The sequence below is a fragment of the Streptomyces sp. SID13726 genome (assembly GCF_010548375.1).
Taxonomy (GTDB): domain Bacteria; phylum Actinomycetota; class Actinomycetes; order Streptomycetales; family Streptomycetaceae; genus Streptomyces.
Map to the genome: position 1 here is coordinate 374,434 of NZ_JAAGLY010000005.1, position 14,570 is coordinate 389,003.

General features: G+C 67.9%; 9 protein-coding genes and 2 pseudogenes. 4 read left to right on the plus strand and 7 right to left on the minus strand.

Going from position 1 to position 14,570, the window contains the following annotated elements:
* Positions 1-75: 75 nt before the first annotated feature.
* The gene (locus tag G3I78_RS15975; RefSeq protein ID WP_164424833.1) at positions 76-1,416 is read left to right on the plus strand and encodes an ATP-binding protein; all 1,341 of its coding nucleotides are present in this window, start codon (positions 76-78) and stop codon (positions 1,414-1,416) included.
* 199 nt (positions 1,417-1,615) lie between these two features.
* Complete coding sequence (locus tag G3I78_RS15980) at positions 1,616-2,455, plus strand: hypothetical protein (RefSeq protein ID WP_239157838.1); 840 nt, start codon at positions 1,616-1,618, stop codon at positions 2,453-2,455.
* Between the two features lie 106 nt (positions 2,456-2,561).
* On the opposite strand, the gene G3I78_RS15985 is transcribed toward G3I78_RS15980, so the two are convergent.
* From G3I78_RS15985 to G3I78_RS16015, 7 genes and pseudogenes are all read right to left on the minus strand, one after another.
* Positions 2,562-4,607: an Hsp70 family protein gene (locus tag G3I78_RS15985; RefSeq protein WP_164424835.1), complete on the minus strand. Its 2,046-nt coding sequence runs from the start codon at positions 4,605-4,607 to the stop codon at positions 2,562-2,564.
* Positions 4,604-5,206, minus strand: a complete 603-nt coding sequence (locus tag G3I78_RS15990; protein WP_164424837.1) for a hypothetical protein — start codon at positions 5,204-5,206, stop codon at positions 4,604-4,606. Before G3I78_RS15990 ends, G3I78_RS15985 begins: the two co-directional genes overlap by 4 nt.
* Entirely contained in the window at positions 5,203-6,861 is a 1,659-nt protein-coding gene (locus G3I78_RS15995) for a hypothetical protein (protein ID WP_164424839.1), read from the minus strand. The genes G3I78_RS15990 and G3I78_RS15995 overlap by 4 nt, the downstream gene beginning before the upstream one ends.
* 153 nt (positions 6,862-7,014) lie before the next feature.
* Positions 7,015-10,536 (minus strand): UvrD-helicase domain-containing protein, encoded by a 3,522-nt coding sequence (locus tag G3I78_RS16000; protein WP_164424841.1) that lies wholly within the window; start codon positions 10,534-10,536, stop codon positions 7,015-7,017.
* Between the two features lie 614 nt (positions 10,537-11,150).
* Positions 11,151-11,381 (minus strand): DUF397 domain-containing protein, encoded by a 231-nt coding sequence (locus G3I78_RS16005; protein WP_164425316.1) that lies wholly within the window; start codon positions 11,379-11,381, stop codon positions 11,151-11,153.
* An 11-nt stretch (positions 11,382-11,392) separates the two neighbouring features.
* Positions 11,393-11,863: pseudogene (locus G3I78_RS16010) on the minus strand (DUF5753 domain-containing protein); the annotation flags it as partial.
* Positions 11,864-12,389: 526 nt separating this feature from the next.
* On the minus strand, positions 12,390-13,286 hold the full coding sequence (locus G3I78_RS16015; protein WP_164424845.1) for a phosphorothioated DNA-binding restriction endonuclease: 897 nt from the start codon (positions 13,284-13,286) through the stop codon (positions 12,390-12,392).
* A 124-nt stretch (positions 13,287-13,410) separates the two neighbouring features.
* Between G3I78_RS16015 and G3I78_RS16020 the strand changes: the two are divergent.
* Positions 13,411-13,951: pseudogene (locus tag G3I78_RS16020) on the plus strand (winged helix-turn-helix domain-containing protein).
* Positions 13,948-14,499 carry a transposase gene (locus G3I78_RS16025; protein ID WP_239157839.1) on the plus strand — a complete coding sequence of 184 codons (552 nt, stop codon included), beginning with the start codon at positions 13,948-13,950 and terminating at the stop codon, positions 14,497-14,499. Before G3I78_RS16020 ends, G3I78_RS16025 begins: the two are co-directional and overlap by 4 nt.
* The last annotated feature ends 71 nt before the right edge of the window (positions 14,500-14,570 follow it).

A 14,570-nucleotide genomic window follows, 5' to 3' on the forward strand; every position in this document is an offset into this window, starting at 1 on the left:
AGGGTACGCCTCAACAGGCGGTACGCAGCGCAGAGTTGAGGTTTCCGTTGCGCCTATCGGGCGTAACCTGCGCAGGTGACGGTGAGGATCCCCAGACTTGCTCAGTTGCTCGGCGCGGACTTCGACGGCCTGGATCGAAGCCATCTGGTCGAGCTTTGCGACCAGCATGCAGCGGAAGACGTGGACTTGGACTTCAAACAGGACAACGCGTACACCAAGGACGCCGATGGACTGGACGAATTCGCCAAGGACGTGTCAGCCATGGCCAACGCGCGAGGTGGCCTGATCGTCGTCGGCGTCACCGAGAATGACCAGGGCAACGCGGAGGGTCTGAACCCCGTCACGATCAGCGACAAACTGCACAACCAGCTTGTCCAGGGCCTACGCAGTCGTGTCTTCCCCTTTCTTCCCCCGGACTTCCGCATACGCATGATCGCTGACAGTCCCACCACTCCGGAGCGCGGCTACATCCTGATCGGGGTCCCGCGTAGTCCGGTCGCCCCGCACGCCGTTCGCCCCACCGGAGGCAAGGGGCAGCAGCGGTACGGGTACGCGCGTCGGCTGGGCCGGACCACTGCCTGGCTGGACGAATCAGAGATAGCGGCTCTCTATCGCGACCGCTTCAAGCTGGCAGAAGACCACTCCCATCGGGTAACCGCACAGTTCGAGGACGACTGCGCGTGGTTGGCGTCTCCCGTTGATGGCAGCATCAGAATGGACATTTCTGTGGTTCCTACGGGACGAGCAGAGCGCCGCATCGACCGCACCTTTCTCCAGGATGTGCGAGGGTTCCTCGGTGCACTAGCGCGTCCCGGGGGTGCACCGTCGGCCGCTTTGTCCCGCGACCTGCTGGGCCACGCGCCGGTGATCCGCCGGGGCCGCATGCGGATCTCCGGACCTGGCGTCCACGCCGTCTGGCACTCCGACGGCAGCGCTCACCTGCAGGTCGATCTGGCTTCGAAACCTGCGCCCACGGCAGAGGATGCAGCCGACCCCGTGCTGAACCTCACCCGTCTGGAAGCCAGCGTGCTCTACGGTCTTCATCTCGCGTGCGCATATGCGGAGTGGGCCGGAGCCTATGGAGATGCCGATGTGCTCGCTGGCACTTCGTCTCCTGCACAGGTGCTCCTGGACCGCACGCCGCTCAATGGAACCGCCCGCTTCGTGCCGGGGGTGCCGGTGTCGAGTGATACGGGAAGCCCGTGCCATCGCATCGGGTATCTGGAAGCCCTGTGCAATGGAAGCATGCAGCTGTGCACGATGGCCCATGCCATTTCGTCCGATTTGCTCGCCGACTACGGTGTCTACGAACCGACTCTGCTGAGGCCAGACGCCACCGTGCGGTCGCAGCGCCTCGCACAGCGTGAGCGGGCTGAGATGGAAGCGTGGCTCGTGTCCACGTCGGACTCGAACTGAAACGATCCCGGATCGTTCAGCGGGCATAGTCGGCCTTGTCGGTGAGCCGCCCAAACCCGGCGTACTGGAAGACAAGTTGGAGCCAGGATGCCGATCCCGGCGGGACGGTGGAGTCGCCGCTTTTGGTGGCTTTCAGTATCAATTGGTTCGGAAGCGATCAGTGAACACGACCGCGAGACGACAAGGTTGGGGGCAGCAAGTGACTGAGCAGCCGGTATTCGTCCTGGGCGGCCATCTGCAGGCCCTGGAGCCGGCCGCGTTCGAAACCGAGGCGGAGTTTCAGGAACTCCTCGCGCGCCATCCGCGGGTGCTGGATTTCGGCTCGCTGGCCGACGGGCAGCCGTTGCGGCTGGTGTTGGTCGCGCGGGAGATGGGCGTTCCGACGAGCGGCGAGAGCGGTCCGGCGTATTGGCTGGACCATCTCTTCGTCGACGCCGACGGGGTGCCCACGCTGGTGGAGGTCAAGCGGGCGAGCGATACGCGTATCCGCCGAGAGGTGGTGGGTCAGATGCTGGACTACGCGGCGAACGGAGCGCGGTACTGGCCTGGAGCGTTGCTCCAGCGCTCCTTCGAGGGGACCTGCGCTGCGGACGGCCGATCGTTGGAAGAGGCGTACGGGGAACTGCTGCTCGGTGACCGTTCCGCGGAAGAGTTCTGGTCGATGGTCGAGGAACGGCTGGCCGCCGGGCAGATGCGGCTGCTGTTCGTCGCGGACCGGATCCCGCTGGAGCTGAGGGCGATCGTCGAGTTCTTGAACCGGCAGATGCGGCAGGCAGCGGTGTACGCAGTCGAGTTGACGCAGTACCGAGGCGACGGAGACCTTCGCGTCAAAGATCCGTCAGTGATCGTGGCGTTCGAGCCCATTGGCCCCTTCGAGGATCTTCCCAACGCATCGCCTGCCAGCCGCCGGGACCTACGCCCCCAGCGCGCTCCAGCGAACCGCCGTACCAAGGCAGAGCTGGAAGAGGAGAACTCCGCGCTGCGAGCCGAGGTCGAATCGCTCCGCAGACAAGTGGCCGGCGAACCCTCGCTGGAATAGCGGTAGTTCGCTGAACTCGCCGGTAGGTAGGGTTGACGGCTGAGCGGGTCGGTCGTATGGCGGTGGTGTGTCGAGTTTCGAGGGCAGGATAACCGGGGGTTCCCCCTTACCCTCGTCCCCGCGGCGCCACGCAGGTACGCTCGGTGAAGAACCAGATCCCTTTGGAGCAGGTGGCGCCCAGAACCCGCCCCTTCTCCCGAAGCCACGGATAACGGTCGTGCAGCTCTGCGAAGTTGTCGTTCGTCACGACCATCGCACCGGAGTCGTCGGCGATGACCGCCACGAGGGCGTCGCCCTTGCCCTCGGTACCGGCTGGCGGCTGGATGATGTCGCCTTTGCTGAGGGCGGCCTCCACGGCTTCACGTTCCGTGTCCGCGACCTTGTGCCGGAAGCTGGCGTCGACCACAACATGAATGTCGGCCTTGGGGTATTTCTTGGCCAGCGCCGCCCGCGCGGCCTGAAGCTGAGAGAAACTCGGGTGATCGTCGTCTTCATAGACCCCCGGGCGGACCGGTGAATGACCGATCCAGGCGAGGTTCGAGCCGTCGACGACCAGGGTGTGCGGACCGCCGTCGAGCGTCACCGGCCGCGCCTTCGGAGGCGCGGGAACGGGGTGGGCGCCTGCGGCCGAGGCGGCCGTCCTGAGGGGGTCCGGATTCGAGTTGCCCTTCAGCAGGCGGTCCAGCTCTTCTCGGACCTCGGGCGTGGGGCCACCCGAACCGAAGCTCTCGACCTCTTGGTCGACCACGACCTCGCCCGTGTGCTCCAGGGTGGCCTTGACGTGGAGCAGGCCATTGGAGTCGTACGTGTACTCCAGATCGAAGCGGGACTCGTCGCGGACCCGCGGCGTGGGGTACGTGAGGGTGAGTTCGGTGAGCTGCACGTTGTCGCGGTGGGCGAGCTCTTTGTCCGGGTCACCCTCCCAGATCTCCACGGACAACTTCCGCGCGTGGTCCTGGTGCGGCGTGTAGCTCTTGCGCTCCTTCCAAGGCAGCGGCGAGTTCCTGGGGATGATCTGGCTGAACCGCTTGCGTCCCGAGGAGTCCTTGACCATCGTGCCGAGCGCATGACTGGTTGCGACCTGGATGACTCCCTCGGTCTCACCGGCGAGCACCGCCGCCGCGATCGACGCGCCACGTGCGACCGCTGTCATCGGGTGGCACAGTTCAGTGGGCACGGGCTCCATCTGGAGTGCTTCGGCGACCGCGGCCCGCACGCTGGGGATCTGGCTCGTACCGCCGATCATGAGGATCTCGTCCACGTCGAGCGGGGCCATGTGCAGGTCCTTCAGACACTGCTCCACAGGCCCGAGAGCGCGGTCGACGAGGTCACCGATCGCCTCCTCCAGCTCGCCCTGGTGGATCTCGACGCCGACACCGTCGGGGGTGATCACCGTGACGGACGGCTGGGAGGAGAGCAGGATCTTGTTCCGCTCCACGTCCAGGCGGAACTGCCGTTCCTGGGCTGGAGTCCAGGCCCTGCGCGCGGGCGCTCGTTCGAGGACGAGCTCACGCAGCCGCCGGTCGATCTCCAGACCGCCGAGCTCCGTCACTCCGCGTGACGCACGCTCCTCGAAGAACCCGTCCGAGTAGTCGAGCACGGTCACGTCGATGGTGCCGCCGCCCCAGTCGAAGACCAGGATCTGGGAGTCTTCGCGGAAGTCGTGGACGTACGAGATGGCAGCCGCTGTCGGCTCGTTGAGCAGGGCTTGGACCTCGATGCCGGCGAACCGTGCCGCTGCCCTGGTCCGGTACCGGGCAGCGCCCGTCGCGTTGGCGGGCACAGTGATGACGGCGCGATCGATGTCGGTGAGGTTGCGCTGGGCGCCGTCGCGCATCGCGGTGAAGACACCCGCTGCGACGGTGGTCGCCGCGAAGCGCCTGCCCTGGATGGTCACGTATTCGTCGCTCTTGAGGAGCCGTTTGCAAGCTTCGGCCGCTTCCTCGGAGCGGAGCTTGGCCTCCCAGCCGAACAGAGGGCCGCGCCGAAGCGAGCTGACACCCACGACCGAGGGGAAGAGCTGCTCAAACCCCGGCCGCCGCCAGTCGGCGTCGATGTGGTGGGCATCGAGCGGCAGCACCTCGGCGTCGTCGCCCTGCCACTGGGCCACGACGGAGTTGGTCGTACCGAAGTCGATCCCTGTCGAGGTCACTTGGCATCGTCTCCCCGCACGTCCACCGCACTGGTCCCGTCATGCTCCGGCAGGGTCCTCGGGGCTGGGATGCGGCGCAGTTGGCCGGCGAGCAGCAGCTTGTCCGTCGCCTGGTCCACGTAGGCGGGCCGGACCAGCTCGAAGCCCTCGCCTTCGCCCTCGACGACGACGAAGAGTTCCTGCTCGTCGGCCTCCTCGACCACACGGACCCCCATGTCGACGAGCGAGGCGCGCACCGCCCGGCGGATGGCCTTTGCCCCCTGCTCGGGAGTGCTGGCAAGGAGGTCGGTCTCGACCAGCCGCGCGATGTGCTCGTCCCGCGTCCGAAATGCCTCCAGCACGCCCTGCCGCAGTGCCGCATTGACCGTAGCGGGGGTCGGACGGACATCCTGCGGAAGCTGCGCGATAAGCTCCGCGGCCCGTTCGGTGAAACGGGCGAGGAGCTGCGCCGGATGAAGGAGCTCCTCCGGCCTGAGGGTACGCAGTTTCATGTCCGCCGCGAACTCCTGGTTCTCCTTGCGGCGGATCCGCCCCGTGGGCTTCTTGGCCTGTCCGGCCGCGTTCGGGCTGCTCTTGCGGCGTGCGGACTTGCTGCTCATGAAGTCGTCCTGTGGTCGTGATCGGGGCGCCGGGGCGCGGTCAGCAGGGTGGGTAGAAGGTCGGCGATCGCGCGGTCGCGTACCGTCGCGAGGTCCGTGGCGGCCTGGTGCGTGGTCCGGCGCGGCATCGCGGCGGTCCGCGGCGTCAGGGACCTCGGTCTCACTGTGGGCAGTCGCAGGGCCGCGGGATCCAGCGGCAGTACGAAGAAGTCGGACCAGTCCTCGGTCCGCTCGGCCTGCTCGATCCGGCGCTTCGCCCAGTTGGCCTGCGCCGCCAGGTCGAGGTCATCCCGGTCGGCCCGCCTGCGCTCGCGCCACTGGTGCTTCCAGTGCTCACTCTTGTGCGGCAGCCCAAGCTCCAGATACGGATTGGCGGGCTGATCCCGATCGTTGCGCTTGGTCCCCCGCCGACGGTCCAGCAGAGCCAGGTTCTCCTCGACCCGGCGGTCGGTTCGGGCGACGCGCGCCAGCGAGACGTAGGCGAGGTCGAGATCGTCATCGAGCAGGGCGAGGTAGGCGAACATGTTCCATGCCTCGGCCGCGTGCTCGGCTGACGCGCCTTCATGATCGACGAGCTTGTCGACCTGCGCCTGGGCTTTCTTCCTCTCGCCCTGGCAGATGAGGTCGTAGGCGTGCCGCAGCGCCACGAGGGCGTAGAACGGACCGCGCGCCGGATTTACCGCGGCCCTCGGCTCCCACAGGGCGCACATCAGCCGCCACAGCCCACGGTCGGCGGGGATGTCCGGGTCCCAGGAGCCCGTCATAGAGCCATCCCGCACCTTGCGCAGGCGAAGCACCAGCTCGCGAGGCAACAGATCCTCGAGTTCCTTGAGGGCGTCCGTCTCGCCATCCGCGACACGCAGAAGCAGGTCGTAGAGGCTGCTCGGCGCCGGCTGGACCGGCTCGCCCGCCAGGAACGCCTCCCGCTCGCCGGGCTCGTCCCAGCCGAGCGAGCGGGCGAGGGCGGCATCCGTCTTCTCTGGTGCGAGCCTGGCGAGCAGGTAGCCCTGTTCGTCGGCGTCCGCCCGCAGGGTCCACGGCTGGTGGCCGCGGTCCAGTACGCCTGCCTCGATAAGGTCGTCGATGATGCCGAGGGGTGCCCAGGGGACAATTGCCCCTAGGTGGTGCGTGGTCAGCTCGTCCAGGTTCCTCCGAGCGAGGGCCTGCTGAAGCGCGAAGGCCCCAGTGGGGTCTTCCTCGGCACCGCGAGGGAGGTCGTCCGCGCCGAGGTCAGCCGCCGGGTCCGCGCCCGCGATGACCGCGAGGCGGCGCTCACCGGCCGGGGAGAGCCAGGGCAGGCCGACCTCGTGGACGGCGGAGAGCACGGCGGCCGTCTGCGCGACGGCCCGGCCCGGTTCGGCGGCTTCGAGCAGCGCCTTGACGGCGGGGAGAAGTTGAGGTGTCGGCTGTCCGTCCAGACACGCACGAATGGTGTCTGTGCTCCACCGCAGGGTTTCGTCCTCTGCATCCATGGACTCCAACAGCCCCCGCAGCACGTCCTCGACACGCACCACCGCCTCCACGCCGAAGACCCCGGCCCTGCGCCACTTGCGCAACGCGAATCCGTCGACCACGCCCCCGGGACCGGTGATCGCGGCGGAGCGGCGGGCGGACCGCCGTGCCCGCCACGCCTCGACCATCTCAGCGCGCGTCATCGATTCCGTGATCGGCAGTTCCCCCGCGCCGAATCCGCCGCCGAGCCGATCGGCCGCAGCGTCCTCGTTCCCCATCCGCCCCCGCTTGTCTCCCGCGTTCGAAACCTGCGTCGTATTTTGTCAGGTCTTCTGACGGTGGTGGGAGGGTCCTCGCTAGGCCACGATGTGCCGCGCTCCCGGCCCCGCCCAGGTCCCGTTGGCGCGCCAGGCGAGGAGCACGCTGAAGGCGCCATCGACCGCGTCGGCCACCCAGGGTTCCGCCGGTTCGCCGCACAACACGATGACGAGGAACTCCGCCTGGCCCTCCGTACGCAGATGGGACACCTCCATGAGGTGGAGCACCGACTCTCGGATGGACGGGTACGTGCTTTCCTCGCTACCCAATACGTCGAAGAGCACGGTGCCTTCAGCCCGCGTGCACCAGGCGTCCACGAAGGCGCTCTCCCCGACCTCCGGCGCGCTGTCGTAGAGGTCGGCGAGCAGGCGGTGCCGGAGCGCTTCGTGGGACCGGTCCGCCCGCGACGCCACCGTGCGCGCGGCCACCAGGCGTTCCAGGCCATTGCTCGCTTCGGCCGGCCGATCCTCCTCCGCCCGTTCCTCTTCGACTTGTTGAGGTGCCGTGCCGGTGCTGAACATGGTCGCCCTTCGGGGCTCGGGGAGGGAGTTGGGGAAGGCTGGTGGTCTGCGGTAGTCCGTACCGGGTTCGCGCACGGTAAGCAGGGAGCGGCCGTCGGGCGAGAGCCGCCACTGGAAGCGGCTGCCCTCGACGATGACACAGGTCTCGAACAACTCGATGTCCGCGGTCCGCAGATCATCGGCGAGCGCTCCACGCATCGCACGTACGAAGGCTTCATCGGCCATACCGCGCATCTGCCCCACCTGCTCGTATCCGGCGCAGGCCGAGCCGGTGGCGTGCACCGCTCCTGCGTCGAGCAGGCGGACCAGTTCCTCGGCACCGAGCAGCGTTCCGCTCTTCCGCACCGGCGCGGTGAGCACCGATCTCCGCGCGGCCCGGGCGTCCTTACCCACCCGGGACTCGACGCCCGCCTCGAACTGCGCGAAGCTCCGCTCCGCATGCACCGCGTCGTAGCCCGTGATCGTGTCGGCCTCGGGACTGAGCACGATGCGGAATCCCGCGAGATCCAGCACCCAGGTGCCGTCCGCGGCGCGCAGGTGCCGGGCCTGCTCGACGAACGGGACGAGCATGGCGTGCAATTCCACCGCCGCTTCGCGCAGGCCGCCCCGGTGCCGTGCGACGAAAGCCCCGCACGCCCCCGAGCTGACTCGCACGGCGGCACGCTGCCGCGCGTCGAGGCTGAGACGGCCCTGGTCCCGCGCACCGACGATTGGGGCAAGGCGCCGGGGCTGGGCCACGACCACCGGTTCAGCGGTGCGGAAGCCCCCGCAGGGGGCCGTCCTGCACCACTTGTCCGCGTGGTGAGTGGAATGGGTGCACGAAGTTCCGTCAGCGAAGTACCGGCTGCACCGGCTCGCCGCGGGCTCCGCGGCAGAGCCCTTCGCGTCACGCGGGGAGGGAGCGGATGCGGCGGTGGGCGGGGAAACCGGGTCCGGGCCGCCGATCTGCGGGGGCAGGGGTAGGGCGTGGACGACGGTCAGCGACTGGGTACACCGCGTCAGCGCGACATACAAATGCCTCAGGCCCACGGACTCGTTTGCGACGATTCCGGCAGGCTCCACCACGACGACGTGGTCGAATTCGAGGCCCTTCGCCTCAGCCGGGGTGAGGACGGCAAGGTTCCCGAGACTCTCCGGACCGAGCGCGCACACCATGTCGCTGACCCACTTACCGCCCGGCGGCACGATCACGCCGATCGAGCGTTCATCCGCTCCGTCAGGCGCGCTCGCCCGTAGCCGTGCTACGGCCTCGGCTGCCAGAGTTCCCACCTTCGCCCCCTGGACCACGGCGACGTCCGTGCCCGTGTCGCGCACCGAGTCGGGCACTGCCACGCCGGGCGCGCAGTGCTCCCCGAGCCGGGCCACGAAGGCCATGACCTCTCCCGGTACGCGGAATCCCGTGAGCAGCTGGGTGACCCGCCATCCGTCCCGGCTGGCGAGCACCTTCCCGAGCCCGTCCCAGTCCTGGTGGAGGTATGGCCCGGTCGACTGCGCGAGGTCGCCGAGCACCGTCATCGAACCGCTGGGGCAGCGCCGTGCCAGGGCCCTGGCCTCCATCGGCGTGACGTCCTGTGCTTCGTCGATGACCAGGTGCCCGTACACCTTCTGGGGGCGTCCACCCAGTACGTACTCCAACTCATCGAGAAGGACCAGATCTTCGCGGCTCGGCTCGGTCCGCGAGCGCGCCGCGCGGCTACCTGGACCGGCTCCCGGGCGGGGCGCGGCGAGCAGGTCCTGCTCGGCGGCCGACAGAATGCCCTCGGCGGCACGGCCGAGGGCGGCCCCGCCTGAGAACAGGCCCCACAGCACGTCCTGGGCCGCAAGGTTGGGGCAGATCCGCTTGAGGAGGCGTACGACAGGGCGGGCCCTGGCCGTCTCGGCCAGGTAGTCGATGTCAGCGGGGCCGGGCAGCAGCCCAATGTAGACATCGGTCAGGTGCTGCGTGATCCGCTGTACGCACCGCTCCCGGCGCACCTGGTACGGACTGTCGCCGGCCAGCGCCGCACCAGCGATCTCCGCTATCTCCTCCACAGGGACAACGACTTCGCGGCGGTTCAGCTCGAAGGTGAAGACCGGCCCACCCACAAGTGCGGTCAACCGTTCCGCCGAGCTGGTCGACTCGCAGTCGACGGCCCTGCGCAGTACCTCAGCCATCCTCGGATCGGCCTTCACCGCGGCGACCTGACGGGGGTCTCGGGGCGACGCTGCCGCCGACCAGAGCGCGGGTAGTTCGAGCATCGACACGTCATCGCTGCCAAGTTCGGACAGAGTGACGCCCACGTAGTCGAGGAATCCCCGATTGGGGCCGATGACGAGGATTTCCCTGGCTGTCCGGTGCTTGTTGTCCAGCAGCCAGGTCACGCGGTGCAGGCCGACCGCCGTCTTACCCGTGCCCGGACCGCCCTGGATCACGAGTGCGCCCGCAGGTTCCTCCGCCACGAGCCGGAGCTGTTCCCGCTGGATGGTCTCGACGATGTCGTGCATCGAGCCATCGCGCGCACGGTCCATCTCGTCGAGGAGGGGATCACGCCACGCCGGTTCCTCAGCCGCCGTGCCCGGCGCGGCGATGGCGACCGGTGCCGCCGGTCCCACCGGTGGTTCCGCTTCCGATCCGTGGAGATCGAGATAGCGCTTGACCACCTGCTGATCACAGATAATCTGACGCAACAGCAGCACCTGTCCCGGATCCCGCTCGCTGGTCAGCCTCCAGTTCACCGCGGCCTGCGAACTCCAGGAGACCACAACGGGATTCAGCTGCTCGTCACGCACCACGCGGCGCCCCACGTAGAACGTCTCACGGCCTTCACCCTCGTCGACATCGGCCCTCATGAAGACGAGAGACTTACCTCCGATGTCGAGGGACGCCAGCTCCCGCTCCCAGGTCTGCCGGGCATCGATGGAGTCCTTGCCGCTGGCCGCGGCGTCGAGGCCGATCAGCTCCGACGCCTCCCGCCGGGCCCTCTCCAGACAGGAATACGCGTGGTCGACCGCGCGCTGTTCAGCAGCGAGCACAGCTGCGCGTCTAGTGCGCTTTGGCATCCTCGCTCTTCCCCTCCTTCCGTATGCAACGCAACGGACCAGCGAGCACGACGGATGTTCCTAATGTAAGTGCGCGTTGATCGTGGCTCCGGGCTGTTGCAGGAGGATTCGCCCTCTGACCGACTCCCTACGGCAGCGGGCTTCAACGCACTGTCGTGCTCATCTTGAAGCACAAGGAACCTGTCGACCTCCTGGGCGGGCGGGGCCTTGGGGAGGGGGCAGAACGCGGCCATGCCGTTGAGGAGCTGGACGCTCTTCTCCTGGACGTCAAGGGTTAAGTCCCCGACGCTGGCACCGAAGCGCAAGACGTGACCGACCGGCTCCTCCGCGGTAATGCGGCTCTTCGCAGTTGAGATCCCCACAGAGTCAAGCCGAGACCTCCTCGAAATGGGCATCCTCCCCTCCAGCCGCGACGAGGGTCCATGCCATGAACGACCGTGACTCAGCAAGGAGTTGCGCGATCTGCGCCGGCGGCGAGGGATGTGCATCAGGTGATCTCCTCGGCCACGAGGCACACGGAGAACCCGGCCTCCAAAGGTGCCACCCCCGTCGTGAGACCGGAGCGCCAACCACGACGACCGTCACGGTACCCTCTCCACTCCCAGCCCCGGCGCTCACCAATTTGACCCGCAGACGATCCCACTGACCAGCGCTCGCATCGCCACCCTCGAGAACAGCAACGGACGACGGCCGATGTCCTTGGAGTCGCGCACTGCGGCGTGTTCGCCCAGTTCCGCGACTTCCACGCAGTCGTTGGCACCCCCGCTGTCCGAGCTCTTCCGCCACCGTGCGTGCGTGAGATCGACGCCGCGTGGGGCTGTCGTGACGTCGTGCCGAGCGGCCATGTTGGGCGTGCTCACTCTTCGAGCTCCTTGCTGATGCGCACGATGCGGGTGCGGGTCTCCGATGGGTCGAGGGCGGTGCCCCTCAACTGGTCGAAGATGTCCATGTAGTTGTCCACGTCTGACGGGGACTCGAGATACACGGAGTTCTTGGGATTCTCCAGCCACACCAGGTCCGGCGTGGGGTGCGGGAAGGTCAGGATGACGAACGGACCGTACAGGCCGGGATGCGCTCCGAGTGAGAACGGCAGCAGCTCCACGGTGACGTTCGGCTGCTCGCTTGCCTCCACCAGCTTCCGCATCTGGTCGCGCATCACTTCGACGGAGCCGACTGTCCTTCGCAGCACGGCTTCGTCGAGGATCGCCCAGAGTCTGGCGGTGGTCTCTCTGCCCAGGCGGCTGTTCTGCCGCTCTATGCGGACCCTGACCAGGGACTCGACCTGCGGTGTCGCCAGGTCCTTCCTCATCTGGGAGATCACCGCGCGCGTAGTCCTCGGTCTGGAGCAGCCCCGGCACCAGCATCGGCTGGTAGCTGGCGAGGCGCGTCGCGCCGGCCTCCAGCGCTAGGTACCCGTCGTAGTGGGTCGGGGTGAGCACCGTGGAGTACTTCCGCCACCAGGGCTTCTGCTGCTCCTTGTCTGCTCGTACAAGGTCGAGCACGTCGGCACGTCGGTCCTCGTTGTCGACGCGTACAGGTCCAGCAGAGCTCGGACGAGGACGGGTGTTGTGCCACGTTCGCCGTTCTCGATCCGGCTCATGAGCGCCCGGGACCTGAAGCGGATGAACTGAGCACCCCAGAAAGGATCCCTCCGGCCATCTGAACGGGCCTCAAAAGGGCTCGGCCTTCCACGGGCGCTTCATCGTGTGCGCAGGACCTTCGAGATCCTGCGCACACGACATTTAGCCAGGGCGTCGGAAGTAATGGCCGAAAGATCAACGGCATCTGACGGAGGATCTTCGGCGGGTGGCGGTGCGCTCCTTATCAGTGGGGCGCGGTCGACGATTCGACGGTCATGGGGCCGTGGCGGGGCGTGGGCTACCGTGGAAGACCTGGCTGGTGTGCCAGGAGAGGTGGATCGCCGCGACAGGGTGGGCGCCTGGCTGAGGTCCGATGAGTGGGCGGCCGGCGAGCGTGATGACGTGCTCGCGGGCGGCGGGGCTGTGGCCGACGAAGCGCTGGGAGACCAGGATGCGGTGGCCGTCGCCGACACCGAGGACGCCTTTGTCGAAGAGTTTGTGGTGCAGCGAGCACAGGCACAGTCCGTTGTCGACGTCGTCAGGGCCGTCGAACGCCCACCAGCGCACGTGCGCGGCCTCCAGCCCGACGGGCACAGTGCCGATCCTGCCGTCGTAGCCGCAGAAGGCGCACCGGTACTCGTAGGCCGTCAGGACCCGCTCCCGCATCCGCGGGTCCCGTCGCCTCCGCACGGCGGCCGAGGGCTGTCCGGTCTGTGCTGGCTCCAGCTCCAGGCCGACGGATTCGCACAGGTCGCCGTGGAGGGAAGGCGGGAAGTGCAGGTCGAGCAGGACCCGTGCCATCCGGCCGAGCAGCTCCGGCTCACTCTGTAGCGCCGCCCGCAGTTCCGGTGACAGTCGCCCCGCGGCCCCCGTGGCCCGTAACTCCCGCACCCCGCTGCCGGGGCTGCCCGGTCCGTGATTGGTGCGCACCTCCCAGACGCCGTCGCTCACCAGGTGGTGGAACGGGTAGGCCGGAGTCGTTCTGTTCGGCGGGCCGTACTCGGTCAGCAGCCGTTGCAGATCCTCCTCCACCGCGCTGTACCGCAGTTCGCCGACGGCATCCTGCTGGAACCGACCGAGCGCGTACAGCAACAGCAACGGCTTGTGCGGAGCGCGGGTCCCGCTTCTGGTCCACTGCCTCAGTTCCGCGGTGCGCTCCAGCCAGTCCATGACAGGCGATCGTAGCCGCGCCTCGTCGACCGGCGGTTTGCGCATGTGTGGAAAGCCTACTGACCTTGAACTCGGATTGTCGTAGCCGGTGACAGAGCTTGATCCTCGCGGTACGCCGTCTCTTATGAGGTATGCGCAGGGCGGCGGTCTGTCGGACGAGCGCCGGCAGTTCCGCGAGGGCATCAGGGTGAGGGCGGCTGAGCGGTTCAACCAGGGTGAGCCGAGTTCGGCGATCGCGAAAGGAGTTACGGGTCAGCGTCCGGTCGGTGCAGCGGTGGCGCAGGTCCTGAGACAAGGGCGGTCCGAGGGCTCTGCGCTCGACCGGGCCGGCATCACCACCCAGGTTGAGCGAGGCCCAGTTCGTGCAGCTGGAGGCGGAGTTGGCCAAGGGCCCGGTCGCGCACGGCTGGCCGGATCAGCGGTGGACGCTGTCCAGGGTCAAGACCGTGATCGGCCGCCGGTTCCACAAGAGCTACACCCTGCAAGGAGTGCGGAAGCTGCTGATCCGGCACGGTTTCTCCTGCCAGATCCCGGCCAGGAGAGCCGTCGAGCGTGACGAGGAGGCGATCTGCGGCTGGGTGAAGGAGACCTGGCCGCACGTGGAAGCACCGCGGCGGCGCTCGGGGCGTGGATCGTCTTCGAGGACGAGTCCGGCTTCTCGATGACGCCGCCGACCGCCCGCACCTGGGCCAGGCGCGGACAGACCCCGGTCATCCGGGTCCGCGGCCGCTCCCGCCGCCGTATCTCCATCGCCACACTGACCTGCTACAAGCCTGGCGAACGCTCCCGGCTGATCTACCGGCCGCGCCACGACGACGGCCGGCGCGACGGACGCAAGAGCTTCGCCTGGACCGACTACCGCGACCTGCTCATCACCGCCCACCAGCAGCTCGGCGGCCCGATCGTGCTCGTCTGGGACAACCTCAACGTCCATCTCGCCTACGGAATGCGGCAGTTCACCGCCCGGCAGGACTGGCTGACCGTCTACCAGCTGCCCTCCTACGCACCCGACCTCAACCCGGTCGAGGGCATCTGGTCCCTGCTGCGGCGCGGCTGGCTGTCCAACACCGCCTTCACCACCCCCGAACACCTCATCCAGACCATCCGCCACGGCATGCGAAAGATCCAGTACCGCCCCCACCTCATCGACGGATGCCTCGCCGGAACCGGCCTATCTCTCACCCGGACGACATCACGAGTTCAAGCTCAGTAACCAGCTACCGGGCCACGATGGAGCGCTCATCCCATTTGCGCGCTTGCCCTTCTCTATGACCTGGTGGCCGG